We start from the raw sequence: 16045 nt of genomic DNA, 5'->3' as shown, positions 1-16045 counted from the left end.
CCGGCCTCACTCTTACACCAGACCGCGCTTTTCCATCATCGCCTCCGGCGACGGCATCTTGCCGCGGAAAGCCTTGTAGAGCTCTTCCGGATCGGCCGAGCCGCCGGCTGCATAGATGTGCTTGCGCAGCTTCTCGGCCATATCGGGGTTGAACGCGTCGCCCGTCTCTTCGAAGGCCGCGAAAGCGTCGGCATCGAGCACCTCCGACCACATGTAGGAGTAATAACCGGCCGAATAGCCCTCGCCCGAAAAGACGTGCAGGAAATGCGGCGTGCGGTGGCGCATGACGATCGCTTCCGGCATGCCGAGCTTCTCCAGCGTCTCGGCCTCGAACGCAGCCGGCTCGGCCGGCGCGTCGGGACGGGCGTGATAGGCCATGTCGACAAGCGCCGACGAGGTGAACTCCACCGTCGCAAAGCCGGCGCCAAAAGTCTTGGCTGCCAGCATCTTGTCGAGCAATTCCTTCGGCATCGCCTTGCCGGTCTTGTAGTGCAGCGCGTGCTTCTCCAGCACCGCCGGCACCGTCAGCCAGTGCTCGTAAAGCTGCGATGGCAGCTCGACGAAGTCGCGGCTGACCGACGTGCCCGCCACCGACGGCCAGGTGACGTCGGTCAGCATGCCGTGCAGCGCGTGGCCGAATTCGTGGAACAGCGTCTTGGCCTCGTCGAGCGACAAGAGCGCCGGCTCGCCTGCCGCAGGCTTGGCGAAGTTCATGATGTTGTAGATCACAGGCGTCGAGCCCTTGCCGAGCTTGTAGCCCGACTGCAGCGCGCTCATCCAGGCGCCCGAGCGCTTCGATTGCCGCGCGAAATAGTCGGCGAGGAAAAGCCCGCGCTTGCTGCCGTCGGCGTTGAACACCTCAAACACCCTGGCATCGGGATGCCAGGCAGCGATGCCCGCCTTTTCCTTGAAGGTTACGCCAAACAACCTGGTCGCGACGTCGAAGCAGGCATCGATGATCTTTTCGAGTTGGAGATAGGGCTTCAGTTCGGCCTCGTCGAAGGCGTATTTCTCGGCCCGCAGCTTCTCCTGATAGAAACGCCAGTCCCAGGCGGCAAGCTTGTCGTTGCTGCCGGCGGCGGCCGCCAGCCGCTGCAGGTCGGCCTCGTCGGCCGCCGCTTTCTCGCGCGCCTTGTTCCACACCGGCTCAAGCAGTTCCATCACCGCCTTCGGCGTCTTGGCCATGGTGTCATCGAGCTTAAGCGCTGCGTAGCTGCCATAGCCGAGCAGCCTGGCTTTTTCGGCGCGCAGGCTGAGCGTATCGCGCACGACACCGGTATTGTCGGTCTCGCCGCCGGTCTCACCACGTCCGGCAAAGGCCTTGAACGCCTTTTCGCGCAGATCGCGCCGCTCGGAAAATGTCGTGAACGGCTCGTAGATCGAGCGCGACAGGGTAACGGCATATTTGCCTTTCTGGCCACGCGTCTCCGCGGCCTGGGCCATTGCCCCTCGTACGAACTCCGGCAGACCGGCAAGATCGCCTTCGTCGAGGAACAGTACCCATTCCTTTTCGTCTGCCAGAACGTTCTGGCCGAACCTGGCGCCGAGCGAGGCAAGCTCCTCATTGATATCGGCAAGTCGCTTCTTGCCTTCAGCCTCGAGCCTGGCACCCGAACGGACGAAGCCCTTCCAGGTCTTTTCCAGCACCCTCAGCGTCTCGGGGTCGAGACCGAGCGAGTCGCGACGGGAGTAGAGGTCATTTATGCGCGCAAACAGCTTCTCGTTCATCGAGATCGCCGAGAAATGCCTCGCCATCTTCGGCGAGATCTCGCGCTCCATCGCCTGGATCGCGTCATTGGTGTGGGCGCCAGCGCGGCACCAGAAGATCGACGACACGCGGTCGAGCGGCTCGCCGGCCAGCTCCAGCGCTTCAAGTGTATTGGCGACCGTCGCCGGCTCCGTATTGGCGGCAATCACCTCGATCTCGGCGGCGTGCGCGGCAAGGGCCGCATCGAACACCGGCCCGAAATCTCCGTCTTCGATCCTGGTGAAATCCGGCAGGCCAAGCGGCCCGGCCCAATGGGTCAGCGGATGACGCGCGAGATCGATGTTCTGGCTGGCGGACATGAGATGGCTTCCTCGATTGGCATTCAATGTGCGGACAGCCTCGATGTAGGGCCGGACCGGAAGCTGTGCAACCGCATTGACTCGTCGCCTCCGTTAAACTAAGCAAGCCATATAATAAGGATTACTTACTATTATGCCTGCCAACCCGGAAACCGACACCTTTGGCTTCATCGTCAACGATCTGTCGCGCCTCATCCGCGCCGAGATGGACCGTCGCACCACCGAGGCGGGCCTCGGCCTGACGACCGGCGAAGGTCGCGTGCTGTTCAATGTGCGTCGCGCCGGGCCGGTCCGCCAGACGGCCCTGGCCGAGCGCCTCGGCGTCGAGGCGATGACCTTGAGCGGTCTTGTCGACCGGCTCGAAGCCAAGGGTTTTGTCGAACGCCAGCCCGATCCGGCCGATCGCCGCGCCAAGCTGGTCACCCTCACCGAAGCCGGCGCGACCGTCGTCACCAAGATCGAGCCCATCGCCACGGCGATCCGCAGCGAAGCCGCCCATGGCATCGATCCCGATGACTGGCAGCGCCTTCTCGTTTCGCTACGGGCAGCCCGCGCCAATCTGATCGCCAATCGTGCCGAAGCGCTTGCGGGCGAGGACGCCGCGGCATGAACATACGCTCCGACATAAGCCCGGCGATCGATCTCTTGGAAACCGCGCCGATCATGAGCGAGCGTCGCGTGTCGCTGATCGGCGGCCTGATGGTCGCCATCGGCCCGATCTCGCTGGCGCTGTTCACCCCTGCGATGCCCGAGATCGTCCAGGCCTTCGGCACCACCGAAGCCGCCGTCAAGATGACGCTGTCGCTCTATTTCGGCGGCTTCGCTTTCGCCCAGCTTGTCTGCGGCCCGCTCTCCGACGGTTTCGGCCGCCGCCCGATCACGCTCGTCTTCATGGCGATCTATCTCGCCGCAAGCGTGCTCGCGCTGATGGCGCCGAACATCGAAACGCTGGTCATTGCACGTTTCCTCCAGGGCGTGGGCGCCGCCGTCGGCGTCTCGGTGGCGCGCGCCGTCGTCCGCGACGTCTTCACCCATGAGCGCTCCGCCCGCATCATGAACATGATCGGCATCCTTCTGGCGCTTGGCCCGGCCATCGCGCCGACGCTCGGCGGTCTGACCATGGAGTTCTTCGGCTGGCACGCCATCTTCATCGTCATGGTGCTGCTCGGCGTCGTCGTGATGCTGGTGGCGATCTTCGCCCTGCGCGAAACGGTGACGCGCGACCTCAGCCGCATCCGCCCGGCCGCACTGGCCACCTCATACGGCTCGCTGTTTCGCAGCCCCTATTTCGTCCTCTGCTGCCTGGTCATCGCCGGCACCACGGGCGCGATCTATACCCAGGCCACGGTGCTCGCCTTCATCTTGATGGAGCGCGTCGGCCTCACGCCCACCCAGTTCGGCATTGGCATGCTGATGCAGACCGCCAACTTCATGGCTGGTGCAGTCGTCATGCGCATGTTCATGAAGCGTTACGGGGCCGCGAAGATGGTGCCCGTCGGCCTGGTTTTCGTGGCCATCGGCTCCACAGCCATGGCCATTTTGCTCAGGACGTATGAGCCAACCTTCCTGCTCGTCATGGTTCCGGTCGGCATCTACGCCTTCGGCATCGCCATGATCTCGCCTGCGATGATGACGGCGGCGATGGCGCCTTTCCCGGAAAATGCCGGTGCGGCGTCCGCCATGATGGGCTTCTTCCAGATGGGTGCCGGCATGGTCGGTGGCGCCGCCGCGGCATTGATGGGCGACCCGGTCAACGCGCTTGCCACCGTCATCCCGATCATGGGCCTGATCGCCATCCTGTCATGGTTGGCCTGGCGAAGGCTGCCGGAACCGTCGTTGATGACACGCTTGAAATAGCCTCAGAACCCGTCGCAGTTCTCGCCGATGGTCATCTGCGTGTTGGCAATGATGAGGCCGTTCTTGGTGGTGAAGGTCTCGCGCGTCGTCATGTCGTTGTTGGGAAAGTCGTAGCAGGTGCGCACGGCGATCGTATCACCCATCTCCGCCTCGATCTTGTGGCGGATCTTGGCGCCCTTCACCGCTGTCTGCCATTCGTCCATCGAGGCTATGAACTCGGCTTTGCTCTGGGTCACGCCGATGTCGTCGAGCCGTATCGTCGCATCGTTGGCCAGCAGTTCCGAAAGCGCTGGCCCGTCCGCCTTGAGCAAGGCCGCATACCAGCGGTCGACGATGCTCTCCTGCGCAACGGCGCTGGCGCTCGCCAGCAGCGCCAAGGCCACAACCATCGTACGAATGGGCATCATCGCACGCCTCCTCTCGGACAGAGGCATTAAACCCAGATCGCGACAGGAATACCATTGATATCGCGCCCCGGCGGCGACGGAAAACTTGTGGTTTCTCCGCGCCGATGTCGTTCGGCGATCAGCATCATCGCGCAGGCGTCGAGGAAATCGTCCGCAGCCGCGCCGCGCGGCGGCGGCTGGTCGAGAAAGCTGCGGTCATGGCCGGAGCGTGCCAGCAGCGTCCTGCGCTCTTCCATGCCATCGGGATTGATGCTGCCCTTGATCTTCTTCGGCAGGCGCATTGCCTGCCCGCCATTCAGTCGCCAGAACGCCACTTCGGGGTGCGATTCGATCACCCGTTCGCGCAATTCGGGCCGCGCCATCATCAGCGCGTCGATCTCGCGGATCTTGGAGAAGATGCCAAACGCCTGGATCGACACGCCGCGCGGCGGCTCCGACGTTTGCATCGCCACTTCGCTTGACCGCCGATGCGCCGCGTACCAAGCCTCGAGGTCGGTGAAATCAGCCGTCTCGGCGTGAACCGCCGCCCGCGACGGTATCGAAAACACGCTCGACTGCCGTGGGCCGAGCAGTGGCCGCACCAGCATCTCAGGCCCACGCCCGCCCTTGGTCGTGAAATCGGGCAGGCCGATCGGCATGTCGACCGCCACCACCGCATCGAGAGGCACAACCGCCAGAAGTCCCGCGAAGCTGCCGAAGACCCGTGCGTTCGTCCCGGTGCCGTCGCGGATCACCGCGATCCAGCCGGCCTTGCAGCCGTCGACACCGACGATGGTCACGTCCCTGATTCCTGACCGGGCTTTCGGCTCCGGGAGGGATGGATGAGCGTGCGCAGCTCGACCATCGCCATCGGGTGCGACAGGCTCTGCGCATCGGTTTCGAGCTGCAGCTCGTCGCCACCGCGCTTGGAGGTGCGCGCCAAGATTTCGTAGACCGCGGCCGTGGTCGATTGCAGCGCCTTGGCCGGCGTCTGGCCGGCAAGCAGCCGCGCCAGGAAGACCGCGGCGCTGAGATCACCGAGTCCGTTCGGTGGCCGCTCGACGGTGCGATGTTCGGCCAGCAGCGCCTGCGTCCGGGTAACCAGCAGGTTGCCGGTGCCATTGGCCATCATCGCATGCGCCGACGTCACCAGCATCGTTGCCGGCCCGAGCCCGAGCGCTGCCGCCATGGTCGAGCGCATGTCGTCGGCCTTGGCGCCCGACAGCCACTCCAGCTCATAGCGGTTGGGCGTGGCGATATCGGCCAAGGGCAGCAGCCGGTCGCGGATGCCAGCAGCGAGAGCCTCGGCAACGTAGAGCCCGCCGGAATCGCCGATCACCGGGTCGCAGACATAAAGCGCCTTCGGGTTCTTCGCCTTCACCGTCTCGACCAGCGAGGCCACGGCCTCGACCTGGCCGGCTTCGCCGAGATAGCCTGACAGCACCGCCGCCACCTCCCCCAGCCACGGCGCCCGCTCGAGATCCGCCATGAAAGCGGCGAACTGTTCGGTCGGCGGCACGATGCGCGTCGCGCGGCCATGGCCGGGATGCCATGGCAGCATCACCGTCGGCACCGCCCAGACAGGATGGCCGAGCGTCTCCAGCGCGAACACCGCGGCGCGGTTGCCGACCGATCCGCGCGCGACATGGCTCGACACGACGATGACCGCGCGTGGCGCGCCTGTCCCGGCTTCAGATGTCATGAAACTTATCCGCCTCGAACGAGATAGTTGATCAGCCACAAAAGCAGGCCGACAGTCAAAACGAAGCCAAGGATGCGACCGATGCGTGTGCCGATATGCTCGATCGGGTCAGCCTTGTCGACGTCGGCGGCGGCAAGATGATCGCGCATCTTGTCTGTCTTGCGTGACACAAAGGAAGCGCCGCCAGGCTCGCTCTCACGCGCAATGCGGTCGAGGATGCGGCGTGATTCCTTTTCGCTGTCGCTGTCTCTTGGCGACGCCATCGTCACAGTTCTCCCGGCATCAGCGCCAAATCAAACGCCGGTTTTCTCCGGCCATGTTTGTGATAATGCTGTCGCATCAGTTGCTTTGTCGAGGACAATCAGATGCGCATGCAAGCTTCGTCGGCACTTCCTGCTTTCCGCCTGCTCCCGGCTTTCGTCTTCCTGGCGCTGGTCGTGCCATTGCTTTCGGCTTGCGGCTACAACACCATCCCGACACAGGAAGAGCAGGCCAAGGCAGCCTGGAGCGAAGTGCTGAACCAGTACCAGCGCCGCGCCGACCTCATTCCCAACCTCGTCGAAACGGTGAAGGGTTACGCATCGCATGAAAAAGACGTGCTCGAAGGCGTCGTCGAGGCCCGCGCCAAGGCAACCCAGGTTACGGTCACACCCGAGACGCTGACCGACCCGAACGCGTTCAAGGCGTTCCAGGACAACCAGGCGGGTCTCACCAGCGCGCTGTCGCGCCTGCTCGCCGTCGTCGAAAACTATCCCGACCTCAAGGCCAACCAGAGCTTCCTCGCGCTGCAGGCCCAGCTCGAAGGCACCGAAAACCGCATCGCCGTTGCCCGCCGCGACTACATCGAGACCGTGCGCGTCTACAACACCTCGCTCAAGACCTTCCCGGCCATGATCTGGAACTCGCTGTGGTTCCGCAACCAGCCGTTCCAGAACTTCACCGTCGCCGAAGACAAGCTCGAAGCGCCCAAGGTGAATTTCGGCACCAAGCAGGGCGGGTGATCGGCGCGGCTTAGACTCAAGCGAAGTGCAGCAATGAGCGTGGGCCTCTGGTCACCCCCCTCTGGCCTGCCGGCCATCTCCTCCGCAAGGGGGGAGATCAGTCGGCCGCACGGCCTGCGCCAATCACAGGCATTGAAAATCCCGCGTCAGGGCCGACACTGCCAATCTCCCTCCTTGCGGGGGAGATGGCCGGCAGGCCAGAGGGGGGTGTTCAAGCACTGCCTGATGGTCATCGGTGCATGTCTGTTGATTCTGTCGCTACCCTTCGCCGCCATCGCCGCCGAACTCCCCGCGCTTACCGGCCGCGTCGTCGACAATGCCGGCATTATCGACGACGCCACCGAAGCCGAACTGGTCCAGAAGCTTGCGGCCTTCCAGCAGAAATCCTCCGACCAGATCGTCGTCGCCACCATCCCGAGCCTCGACGGCGAGGAGATCGAGCCCTATGCCAACCGCCTGTTCCGCGCCTGGAAGCTCGGCCAGGCCGGCGAGGACAATGGCGTATTGCTGATCGTAGCACCCAACGACCGGCGCATGCGCATCGAGGTTGGCTACGGTCTTGAAGGCGTTCTGACCGACCTGCACACCAAGCTGATCATCGAAAACACCATGGTGCCGGCCTTCCGCGCCGGTGATTTTTCCGGCGGCATCTCCAAAGCCGTTGACGACATCGTCATGGTCGTCGAGGGCGAAGGCGCCGAGCTCGAAGCCCGCGCCAAGCGCAACGAGCAGACCGGCATCTCCGGCATGAGCGAAGACGACATCATCTTCTTCGTCTTCATCGCGCTGTGGGCAGCCCTGTTCGTCGGCGGCATCGCCATGGCGATCCTGCCGCGCATCTATGGCCGCAAGCTCGGCCCCGGCCGTTACACCTGGCTCGGCATGACCTTCAACTACAATCAGCGCTCCGGCTCGTCGTCAGGCGGCTGGACCTCCGGTGGTGGCGGCTGGTCTTCGGGCGGTGGCGGCGGCGGATGGTCGTCAGGCGGCGGCGGCTTCTCCGGCGGCGGCGGCTCGTCGGGCGGCGGCGGTTCTTCGGGGAGCTGGTAGGACGACATGACCCAGACCACCCTCAACGCCGGCGACCATGAGCGCATCGCCACCGCCATCCGTGCTGCGGAAGCCGAAACCGCTGGCGAGATCTACTGCGTCGTCGCCCATCGCAGCGACAGCTATTTCTTCACTGCTGCCTTTGCCGTAACCCTTGGCATCCTGCTGGTCAGCCTCGCAGCTGCCTTCGCGCTCGAATATTGGTGGGTCGCGGTCCGGTTGCCGCATTTCGTCATCGTCCAGCTGCTCGCGGTTGCCGCCGCCTGCGCATTGTTGTGGTGGATGCCCGGTTTGCGCATCTGGCTCGTCCCGCGCAGCCTGCTCTACCGCGCCGCCCACGCCAATGCGCTGCGGCAGTTTTATGCCCGCAACGTTCATCTGACGACGGCGCGCACCGGCGTGCTGATCTTCGTTTCCCTGGCCGAACGTTATGCCGAGGTCGTCGCCGACGCCGGCATCCACGCCAAGGTGCCGCAGGACGCCTGGGACGACATCGTTCGCGACCTCACCCAGCAAGCCCGCGCAAACCGCCTCGCCGACGGCTTCGTTGCGGCCATTGCCACCGTTGGTGCCTTGCTTTCCCGCCATTTCCCGGTGTCTGAGCACGATGCCAACGAACTCGACGATCACCTCGTCGAGATCTAGCTATTTGCCGGACCGCTATCGCGTGGTCCTGGTGAGTCCATTTGGACACACTTTAGCTCGAACATCATTCCCAATGATGTGAAACACCGATCCACATGCCGGCGGAACTCTTTGCAACAGTCGCGACGCGGTTTATGGTTAAGAAACTATGAACACGCTGACCATAGACATCAGAAAAGCCGAGCCCCGCGATGCCGACGCCATCGCCGAGGTCCATCACGAGGCCTGGCGCGGTGCCTATTCCGGCATCATCCCGCATCGCGCGCTGACCACCATGATCAACCGCCGCGGCGGCGAATGGTGGGCCAATGCCATCCGCCGCGCCGCGACAGTGCTGGTCATCGAGATCGGCGGCAAGATCGCCGGTTATGCCACGCTCGGCCGCAATCGCGCCCGCGAGCTCAAGCAGCAAGGTGAGATCTACGAGCTCTACCTGCGTCCCGAATGCCAGGGCATCGGCCTCGGCAGCCGGCTGTTCGCCGCTGCCCGCCAGCGCCTTGCCGACCACGGCCTCAAGGGCATGGTGGTCTGGGCGCTCGAGGAAAACGACAACGCGCTGGCCTTCTACACCGGCGCCGGCGGCCGCGACATCGCCGAGGGTGTCGAGGTTTTCGACCAGAAGGCGCTGAAGAAAGTCGCTTTCGTCTGGGAATGAGCCCTGGCTGACCGAGGCTCCCGCGCCTTTGGTCGAATCAATATTGCATTGCACACGCGGCTCAAGGCGTTTATCGGGAGGCACCTTTAATCCTGGAGCTTTCCCAATGCGCATCGACGCCATTTCGATCGGCAACAATCCGCCCGAAGATGTCAACGTGATCGTCGAGGTGCCCGTTGGCGGGCAGCCGATCAAGTATGAGATGGACAAGGAAGCCGGCACGCTCGTCGTCGACCGCTTCCTCTACACCCCGATGCACTATCCGGGTAACTACGGTTTCGTGCCGCACACGCTTTCCGGCGACGGCGACCCGATCGACGTTCTGGTCTGCAACACGCGCCAGCTCATTCCCGGCTGCGTCATCAATGTGCGCCCCATCGGCGTGCTGGTGATGGAAGACAATGCCGGCCAGGACGAGAAGGTCATCGCCGTGCCTTCGCCAAAGCTGACCCGCCGCTACGAAAACGTCTTCAACCACACCGACCTGCCCGAGATCACGCTGCAGCAGATCGAGCACTTCTTTGGCCACTACAAGGATCTCGAGCCCGGCAAGTGGGTCAAGATCGGCGGCTGGCACGATGCCGCCTACGCCAAGAAGATGATCGTCGAGGCGATCGAGCGCGCCAAAACCCTGAAGGCCTGAAGCCTTCCAGCTTTAAGCGCAGTTCAATGAATATAGGGCGCGGTCGGCTTTGCCGGCCGCGCCCTAGTCTTTCGTCTTGCCTTCCGAGTAGAACACCGGCATCGGATCGCCAACGATCACCCTCTCGTCCGAGCCGCAGGCGAAGTCCCGCACCTGTTCGTCGGCAATCTTGCGCGCCAGCTCATTGGCCTTGGGCTCGCCCGTCGCCAGCACCAGCGCGACCACGCAGCCATCCGCCTTGCCCGGCTGGCCGACCTTCGCCACCACCAGCACCTCGATTTCCTTGTCCCCTTCTGCGGGCTCCGACTGCACGTACCAGCGGCGGATGGTCGCGAACGGGATCGTCTCCCCGTCATGGCTTGAAATGCGCCATTCGGACTTGCCAGCGCTTCTGTTGAACGTCTCGAAGCTCTGCCAGGGGATGTCGATGAAATCAGCGGGCGGAAAACCGTAAAACACGGATTCCCGGAGATCAGCTGAAAACATCAGCACGGGATAGCCGTGATATCCCGGGCAGACCATGTTGGCGTAATCACCGTCCTCGGCGCCGGCCTTGTCGAAGACCACGCAGTCAGTCTCAGCCTTGGTCTCGACATAGACGCTGGAGATTTCTTCCGCCACGGCCTGATGCCACGGCATGGCCAGCGCCAGTGCCAAAACGAGCTTCCGCATTCCGAGCCTCCCCTCCAAGCCGGCGATGCGCGCAACATCCCGCGCGCATGCAACCGGAGTATGTCGCGCCGGAGCCGCGCAATCCAGAGCGCGGGCTCAGCTCCTGGCAAGCCCCATCATGAGCTTGGCCAGTTCGCCGGTATTGCTGGTGTTGCGAATGGTCTTGAACCGCGACGTGTCACCGGCGACCACTTTTATGGATTCCTGGGAATGTCGAATTCGGCGGCAAGCAGCTTCTCAAAGGCAGCGTTGGCTCCGCCCTTTTCCGGCACCGCGTACGCGTGGGCCGCCAGACGGCAGCGCCCGTCAGCCGTCTGGTCGGCGCCGTCTCTCGAAGATTTAGCCACCAGCCCCGTCTATAGTTAGAATCCGCCGTCGGATGCTGGGATACGTCTGCTGCGATGGTCAGCCAAACAGAGGGCGTACACTGGTGGCGAGGAATACGCGTAAGAAATAGATGCCAAGCAAAAGGATGATTGGCGAAATGTCGATGCCGCCTAGATCAGGCATCAATCGGCGGATCGGCCGAAGCACCGGCTCGGTCAACCTGTAGAGCATGTTGCCAATCGTGCCGACGACCTGGTTGCGCGGATTGACCACGTTGAAGGCATAGAGCCAAGAGAAGACCGCCGAAGCGATGATGACCCACCAATAGAGGCTCAATGCAAGGTCAATGGTTGCGATCAAGGCGATCATGCCGTTCTCCAATGAATTGCCGACATTTAGCCATTGCACGCCTGAGCGGCAAGCCCCGCGTGACCGAACCGGCTCCTTCCGCATCCGTCGACCGCATCACGGCTATGTCGGCAACGTCTCGTCAGCGCATCTACGCTGGCACGGGTATCGCGCCCGCGCTTTAGCCAATGGACGATATCGCCCCTACGTCAACTGCTCGCTTGACAGACGGCTTCGACCGCCAATAAATGCGGCCATCCGCTGGACGGGGCTGTAGCTCAGCTGGGAGAGCGCGTCGTTCGCAATGACGAGGTCAGGAGTTCGATCCTCCTCAGCTCCACCAGCGGAATATTGGCAAACCACCACTTCTCCCCTCGCTCAGAATTACCTCGACTTTTCCGTGGCTTAGCGCAGAGAGAGACCCAAGGGCTGGTCTCACCGGGCCCTGAGACCGGCAATTCTGGGGCAATTGCGGGCGCCGTCTCTGTGGCCGTTTTCCGTGACCAATTCGCCGGACAAATGATTATGCCTGCATCCCAAGGATGCAGGCATAACTGTGAGCTTGAACAGCGTGTTGCTGGAGTTAGCTGCGAAGCTGAGCGGCCTGCGCTGACCAATCCATCGATAGATCCAGCCGCGCCAAAATACGTGCGGACAGCTCGACGGGTTGCAAGCCCGTCAAGATCTCATTGGTAAGCTGCGGCGAGAGGAATGCCAGCGGTAATAGGCGACTAATCTCGGCCGGATGCACGTCGAAGTGATCGGCGATTTCGACGAGCGTGATTCCGGCTCGCTCGGTGAGCATTGCAAGGTAGAGTTGGGCCTTGGCAATGAGGGCTACAAGCGGCGCGGCCGGTTGCCGCGCTGGAGCATTTTCGGGATCCAGGATGAGTCGCGCTTCAATACCGCGTCGCTTGAATACGATCGGAACGACGATGGTTTCTATGGTAACGGTACTGGGATCTGTCGCGCTGGCCTCAACCAATTCAGTTTGAACGCTGACGTCGATCAGCATTCGGATCAAGGCAGCACGGTCGATGTCAAAGCAGATCTCCGTTGCAGAGAGTGTGATCCGTTTGAACAACATCTGCAGAATGGCCTTTGCCTGGACATTCGTTTGGCAGGACGCCAAGCGGTCGGCTATCTGTGATGCGCCGCTCAAGCCTGAAAGAACCATGTCTGGCGCGATATCAGCAGCAATCCACTCCGAGAGCTTGATCTGATCAGACAGTAGCCTCCTTGCGAAGGAGCGGACGACGTTTTCCAGCTCCGAAGCCGAAACGCGCCAGCCGCCCTCATCACGACGATCCTTCGGCAGGAGTCGGCTCGAGATGTAGTAGCGATAGCGCTTGCCACGATTGGTCGCATGGGTTGGCCGCAGCCGGTCTCCAGTTTCGTCAAAGACAATCCCTGACAGCAAATGCGTATCGGGATGAACGGACGAACCCTTGGCGCGGACGGCCCCCAGCGCCATCAGTTCTTGGACCTTGTTGAACAACTCATTGTCGACGATGGGTTGGTGTTCACCGTCGTAGATGTTGCCGAGATGGCGCAGCTTGCCAATGTAGAGCGGATTGGCCAGCATCTTGTAGACCATGCCTGCATGCATCCGGCGGGTGAAAGGATAGGCACCGACCACGTTGGGCGTTTGGCCGATGCTGATTGCCTGCCGGTTTACCTCCGCTACAAGCGCCGGCACTGACCGAAGTTGCACATAGCGTTCGAACAAGCCGCGCACGAAACCGGCTTCCGGCTCCTTGATCACCAACTTCCTCTGCAGCACCGTATAGCCCAGCGGCACAGTACCTCCCATCCACATGCCCTTTTTCTTGGAGGCGGCGATCTTGTCACGGATGCGCTCGGCAGTGACCTCGCGTTCGAACTGGGCAAAGGATAAGAGCACATTAAGCGTGAGCCTGCCCATGGAGGTGGTCGTGTTGAACTGCTGGGTGACGGAGACGAACGAGACACTGCTGTCGTCGAAGATTTCGACGATGCGCGAGAAATCCATCAGAGAGCGGGTCAGTCGGTCGATCTTGTAGACCACCACGACATCTATCTTGCGATCGCGGATATCCTGGAGCAGCCGCTGCAATGCCGGTCGTTCCATCGTACCGCCCGAGATGCCACCATCATCATATCGGTCAGCGACCAGTTTCCAGCCAAGCCCAACTTGCGAGGCGATGAAAGCGGCACATGCTTCACGTTGAGCATCGAGTGAGTTGAACTCCTGATCGAGACCTTCCTCACTCGATTTGCGGGTGTAGATCGCACAGCGCAGCTTCGACATACCCAGCCTGGCTTCATCCGATGGCTGCCGGGTGCTGCCATTTCCGTAACTGTGTGACCGTCTTGAAGCCGCACTCATCGTGTCACCAGTCCGAAAAACCTTGGTCCCGACCAGTGGGTTCCAGTGATCTTGCGGGTAATTGCGGTCAGCGAGGAGTAGAGCTTACCCTCGAAGACATAACCACCTTCGATCACGTCGACGACATGTGTTCGGCCGTTCCAGTCGCGTATCAACCTTGCGCCCGGCTGTGCATCGCGGCGCTTCGGTTTCGATAAGCTTCCACTGCCCGTTTTGGCTCCAGCCGCCGCCAACGGCTGTTCACGGCGACTTGTGCTGGCAAGAGGCACGGTAGCTTGGGTACCATCAGTTTTCTGGGCGAGCTGATTGGCGCGGCGATCGGCCAAGGTCTTACTAACGTCCGCCATGGCGAACTTGAGGCGGCGCCGCGTCTCGGCGGAGTAGCTGCCGAGACGTTTGGCCTGGAGATGCCAGGCGGCCGACCGGATCAGGAGCACGCGGCGCACACTGGTCGGGGGCAAGGAGCCATACTGCTTTTGCCAACGAGCGCTAAGTTCGTCCCGCGAGAGGGTTTCCAGTTCCGCAAGCTCCTGCTCCAAGTTGCCATCCGCTCTCATGGCGTCAGACCACCGCGGCGGCGTCATTGATGCGATACCGGCGCAAGCCGTCTTTGCTAGTCTCGCTGATAAGGTTCAGACCGAGTTTCTTCTTCACGGTTCCGGAGAGAAAGCCGCGCACCGAATGGGCCTGCCAACCGGTGGCGTCGATGAGCTGATGGAGCGTCGCGCCCTTGGTCAGCCGTAGCTTCTTCAGCACCATCTCTGCCTTGGTCTCGGTTGGCCGAGTCTTCTTGACCTTGGTCACTGACGTCTCGGATGTAGGCGCGCCCTTCGGCATCGTCTTCCCACGCACGACCTGTGCTTTGCTCTTCGGAGCCGGTTTCGCAGCGGCGCCCGGGTCGCTTGCAGCGCCCGCGCCTGCCTCACCCATCATAACGTCACTGGCAGCCTCTGCCCGCTTAAACTCGACTGCATCCGAGGTCGAAGTTTTGGAAATGGCCATAGTCTTTCTCCGCAAATCACAGCGCCGAACCATTCGGCGCCGGTACTGACGGAAGCCCGCATCTGGCGGGCGAAGAACTTTTGGGCGGGGTGGCCTCTCATCTCATCGGGGCAAAAGCCTCACCCCGTCTTAAGCAACCATGCTTGCTTTGGTCTGGAAGTCCACTCAGGTTGCCGATCGGCGCTGCGCTGCATGCACAAGGTCGAAGGCATCTCGCCAACTGCTCGATGCCCGTCCAATTGCGTCGCTGCCGACCTCTGCCAGCACGGTAAGCGCTGTCGGCTCAATGTTGTCTTGTGCAACCGCCAGGACCGTCAGATTTGAGATCACCGCATTGAGCCGTCGCAGTTCCGGCTCGATTCCAGACAGAACTGCTCGGAGGCGGGCATCGCCGTCATCCTTCAGCTGGGTCTTTACTTCTTCCTTCGGCATGAATGCCTCCGCCATTGCGTTCGACACCACACATGCTTGCTGTTGCCTGGAAGTCCAGCGGGAGATGACCAAATGTGCAGAACAAATTCTGACACCTAAGGATAGGTACCCTCAGTCGCACATATTGGAGTTAAGCAGTATGCGCAAAAATACGCTCCATCAGCTCACATCAGCTGTATTTTGCGAATGACACCGTCATACGGAGAATATTGTGTTATTCAGAAAATCTTTGGCTCATTTTCAGTTGCCGACATCAGTAGCTTCTATTAGACAGCAGTGGTGACCCCTCAAACATTATTCATTAAGGCTGGCCATGTCTGACAAAATTGCCGAAACCACGCTGCTGCTGCCCCTAACTGCAGATATTGTTGCTGCTTACGTATCGAACAATCCGGTGCCCGCTACCGAACTTGCTGATCTGATCAATCAAGTACATCATTCAGTTCAGGCATTGTCCGCTGGTTCGAGCACCGAACCAGCCGGACCGACCGAAGTCCAGAAGCCCGCTGTCCCCATTAAGAAGTCGGTCACTCCGGATTACATGATCTCACTCGAGGATGGCCAGAAATACAAATCTATCAAGCGCCATCTGATGTCCAAGTATGGCATGACACCGGCAGACTACCGCGCCAAATGGGGTCTCCCGAACGACTATCCAATGGTGGCTCCCAATTACTCAGCGGCACGCTCCGAACTGGCCAAACAGCTGGGACTCGGGCGGAAGCCGACCAAGAACAAGAAAGCTCCCGCCAAGGCGAGCCGCACCGCAAAGAGCAAGTGATACGCGCGCGGCCAACGAGCAATCTGTATTGGCTACTAGGCACGGGAAATGCTTCGCGCCGTTATCTAGGGCAATGGACGCCGATTACCAGCGTCCGTGTCCGACGGCG

19 protein-coding genes and 1 tRNA gene are annotated in these 16045 nt (G+C 61.8%); 9 read left to right on the top strand and 11 right to left on the bottom strand.

All coding sequences use genetic code 11. The features are described from left to right. Positions 1 to 12: 12 nt before the first annotated feature. Entirely contained in the window at positions 13 to 2067 is a 2055-nt protein-coding gene (locus ACHMW7_RS06225) for a M3 family metallopeptidase (RefSeq protein WP_395449445.1), read from the bottom strand. A gap of 133 nt (positions 2068 to 2200) precedes the next feature. Between ACHMW7_RS06225 and ACHMW7_RS06220 the strand changes: the two genes are divergently transcribed. Both ACHMW7_RS06220 and ACHMW7_RS06215 read left to right on the top strand, forming a co-directional pair. Further along, a complete protein-coding gene (locus ACHMW7_RS06220) occupies positions 2201 to 2677 on the top strand; it encodes a MarR family winged helix-turn-helix transcriptional regulator (protein WP_395449444.1) in 477 nt (158 codons plus the stop codon). Beyond that, positions 2674 to 3924, top strand: a complete 1251-nt coding sequence (locus ACHMW7_RS06215; protein ID WP_395449443.1) for a multidrug effflux MFS transporter — start codon at positions 2674 to 2676, stop codon at positions 3922 to 3924. The genes ACHMW7_RS06220 and ACHMW7_RS06215 overlap by 4 nt, the downstream gene beginning before the upstream one ends. Positions 3925 to 3926: 2 nt before the next feature. Here ACHMW7_RS06215 and ACHMW7_RS06210 read toward each other — a convergent pair whose 3' ends face one another. From ACHMW7_RS06210 to ACHMW7_RS06195, 4 genes are read right to left on the bottom strand one after another with little or no spacing between them, the layout of a single operon-like run. Beyond that, positions 3927 to 4331 (bottom strand): nuclear transport factor 2 family protein, encoded by a 405-nt coding sequence (locus ACHMW7_RS06210; RefSeq protein ID WP_395449442.1) that lies wholly within the window; start codon positions 4329 to 4331, stop codon positions 3927 to 3929. Between the two features lie 26 nt (positions 4332 to 4357). After that, positions 4358 to 5110 carry a DUF429 domain-containing protein gene (locus ACHMW7_RS06205; protein ID WP_395449441.1) on the bottom strand — a complete coding sequence of 251 codons (753 nt, stop codon included), beginning with the start codon at positions 5108 to 5110 and terminating at the stop codon, positions 4358 to 4360. Then, positions 5107 to 6012, bottom strand: a complete 906-nt coding sequence (gene pdxY, locus ACHMW7_RS06200; RefSeq protein WP_395449440.1) for a pyridoxal kinase PdxY — start codon at positions 6010 to 6012, stop codon at positions 5107 to 5109. Before pdxY ends, ACHMW7_RS06205 begins: the two co-directional genes overlap by 4 nt. Before the next feature lie 5 nt (positions 6013 to 6017). After that, entirely contained in the window at positions 6018 to 6275 is a 258-nt protein-coding gene (locus ACHMW7_RS06195) for a hypothetical protein (protein WP_395449439.1), read from the bottom strand. Positions 6276 to 6377: 102 nt separating this feature from the next. On the opposite strand from ACHMW7_RS06195, the gene ACHMW7_RS06190 reads away from it, so the two are divergent. The 5 genes from ACHMW7_RS06190 to ppa all read left to right on the top strand — a co-directional run bounded on the left by ACHMW7_RS06190 (position 6378) and on the right by ppa (position 10006). After that, positions 6378 to 7013, top strand: coding sequence for a LemA family protein (locus ACHMW7_RS06190; protein ID WP_395449438.1), 636 nt, complete (start codon positions 6378 to 6380; stop codon positions 7011 to 7013). A gap of 225 nt (positions 7014 to 7238) precedes the next feature. Then, on the top strand, positions 7239 to 8063 hold the full coding sequence (locus ACHMW7_RS06185) for a TPM domain-containing protein (protein ID WP_395451275.1): 825 nt from the start codon (positions 7239 to 7241) through the stop codon (positions 8061 to 8063). 6 nt (positions 8064 to 8069) lie between these two features. Continuing rightward, positions 8070 to 8708, top strand: coding sequence for a TPM domain-containing protein (locus tag ACHMW7_RS06180; protein ID WP_395449437.1), 639 nt, complete (start codon positions 8070 to 8072; stop codon positions 8706 to 8708). Between the two features lie 148 nt (positions 8709 to 8856). Further along, complete coding sequence (locus ACHMW7_RS06175; protein WP_395449436.1) at positions 8857 to 9363, top strand: GNAT family N-acetyltransferase; 507 nt, start codon at positions 8857 to 8859, stop codon at positions 9361 to 9363. A gap of 106 nt (positions 9364 to 9469) precedes the next feature. Further along, entirely contained in the window at positions 9470 to 10006 is a 537-nt protein-coding gene (ppa, locus tag ACHMW7_RS06170) for an inorganic diphosphatase (protein WP_395449435.1), read from the top strand. A gap of 63 nt (positions 10007 to 10069) precedes the next feature. Here ppa and ACHMW7_RS06165 read toward each other — a convergent pair whose 3' ends face one another. Beyond that, positions 10070 to 10663 (bottom strand): hypothetical protein, encoded by a 594-nt coding sequence (locus ACHMW7_RS06165; protein WP_395449434.1) that lies wholly within the window; start codon positions 10661 to 10663, stop codon positions 10070 to 10072. A gap of 420 nt (positions 10664 to 11083) precedes the next feature. Then, a complete protein-coding gene (locus tag ACHMW7_RS06160; RefSeq protein ID WP_395449433.1) occupies positions 11084 to 11374 on the bottom strand; it encodes a YggT family protein in 291 nt (96 codons plus the stop codon). A gap of 246 nt (positions 11375 to 11620) precedes the next feature. Between ACHMW7_RS06160 and ACHMW7_RS06155 the strand changes: the two genes are divergently transcribed. Further along, a tRNA-Ala gene (locus tag ACHMW7_RS06155) sits at positions 11621 to 11696 on the top strand. A gap of 240 nt (positions 11697 to 11936) precedes the next feature. On the opposite strand, the gene ACHMW7_RS06150 is transcribed toward ACHMW7_RS06155, so the two are convergent. The 4 genes from ACHMW7_RS06150 to ACHMW7_RS06135 all read right to left on the bottom strand — a co-directional run bounded on the left by ACHMW7_RS06150 (position 11937) and on the right by ACHMW7_RS06135 (position 15155). Continuing rightward, positions 11937 to 13643 carry a recombinase family protein gene (locus ACHMW7_RS06150; protein ID WP_395449432.1) on the bottom strand — a complete coding sequence of 569 codons (1707 nt, stop codon included), beginning with the start codon at positions 13641 to 13643 and terminating at the stop codon, positions 11937 to 11939. 74 nt (positions 13644 to 13717) lie between these two features. Then, positions 13718 to 14260 (bottom strand): DUF2924 domain-containing protein, encoded by a 543-nt coding sequence (locus ACHMW7_RS06145; RefSeq protein ID WP_395449431.1) that lies wholly within the window; start codon positions 14258 to 14260, stop codon positions 13718 to 13720. A gap of 22 nt (positions 14261 to 14282) precedes the next feature. Continuing rightward, the gene (locus tag ACHMW7_RS06140) at positions 14283 to 14723 is read right to left on the bottom strand and encodes a DUF3489 domain-containing protein (protein WP_246341055.1); all 441 of its coding nucleotides are present in this window, start codon (positions 14721 to 14723) and stop codon (positions 14283 to 14285) included. A gap of 165 nt (positions 14724 to 14888) precedes the next feature. After that, a complete protein-coding gene (locus ACHMW7_RS06135) occupies positions 14889 to 15155 on the bottom strand; it encodes a hypothetical protein (RefSeq protein WP_154387441.1) in 267 nt (88 codons plus the stop codon). A 313-nt stretch (positions 15156 to 15468) separates the two neighbouring features. Here ACHMW7_RS06135 and ACHMW7_RS06130 point away from each other — a divergent pair, with 313 nt between their 5' ends. Beyond that, the gene (locus ACHMW7_RS06130) at positions 15469 to 15936 is read left to right on the top strand and encodes a MucR family transcriptional regulator (RefSeq protein WP_182575973.1); all 468 of its coding nucleotides are present in this window, start codon (positions 15469 to 15471) and stop codon (positions 15934 to 15936) included. The last annotated feature ends 109 nt before the right edge of the window (positions 15937 to 16045 follow it).

Source organism: Aminobacter sp. UC22_36, assembly GCF_044056035.1.
Classification (GTDB): Bacteria; Pseudomonadota; Alphaproteobacteria; order Rhizobiales; family Rhizobiaceae; genus Aminobacter.
This window is presented reverse-complemented; position numbering and strand designations above follow the sequence as displayed.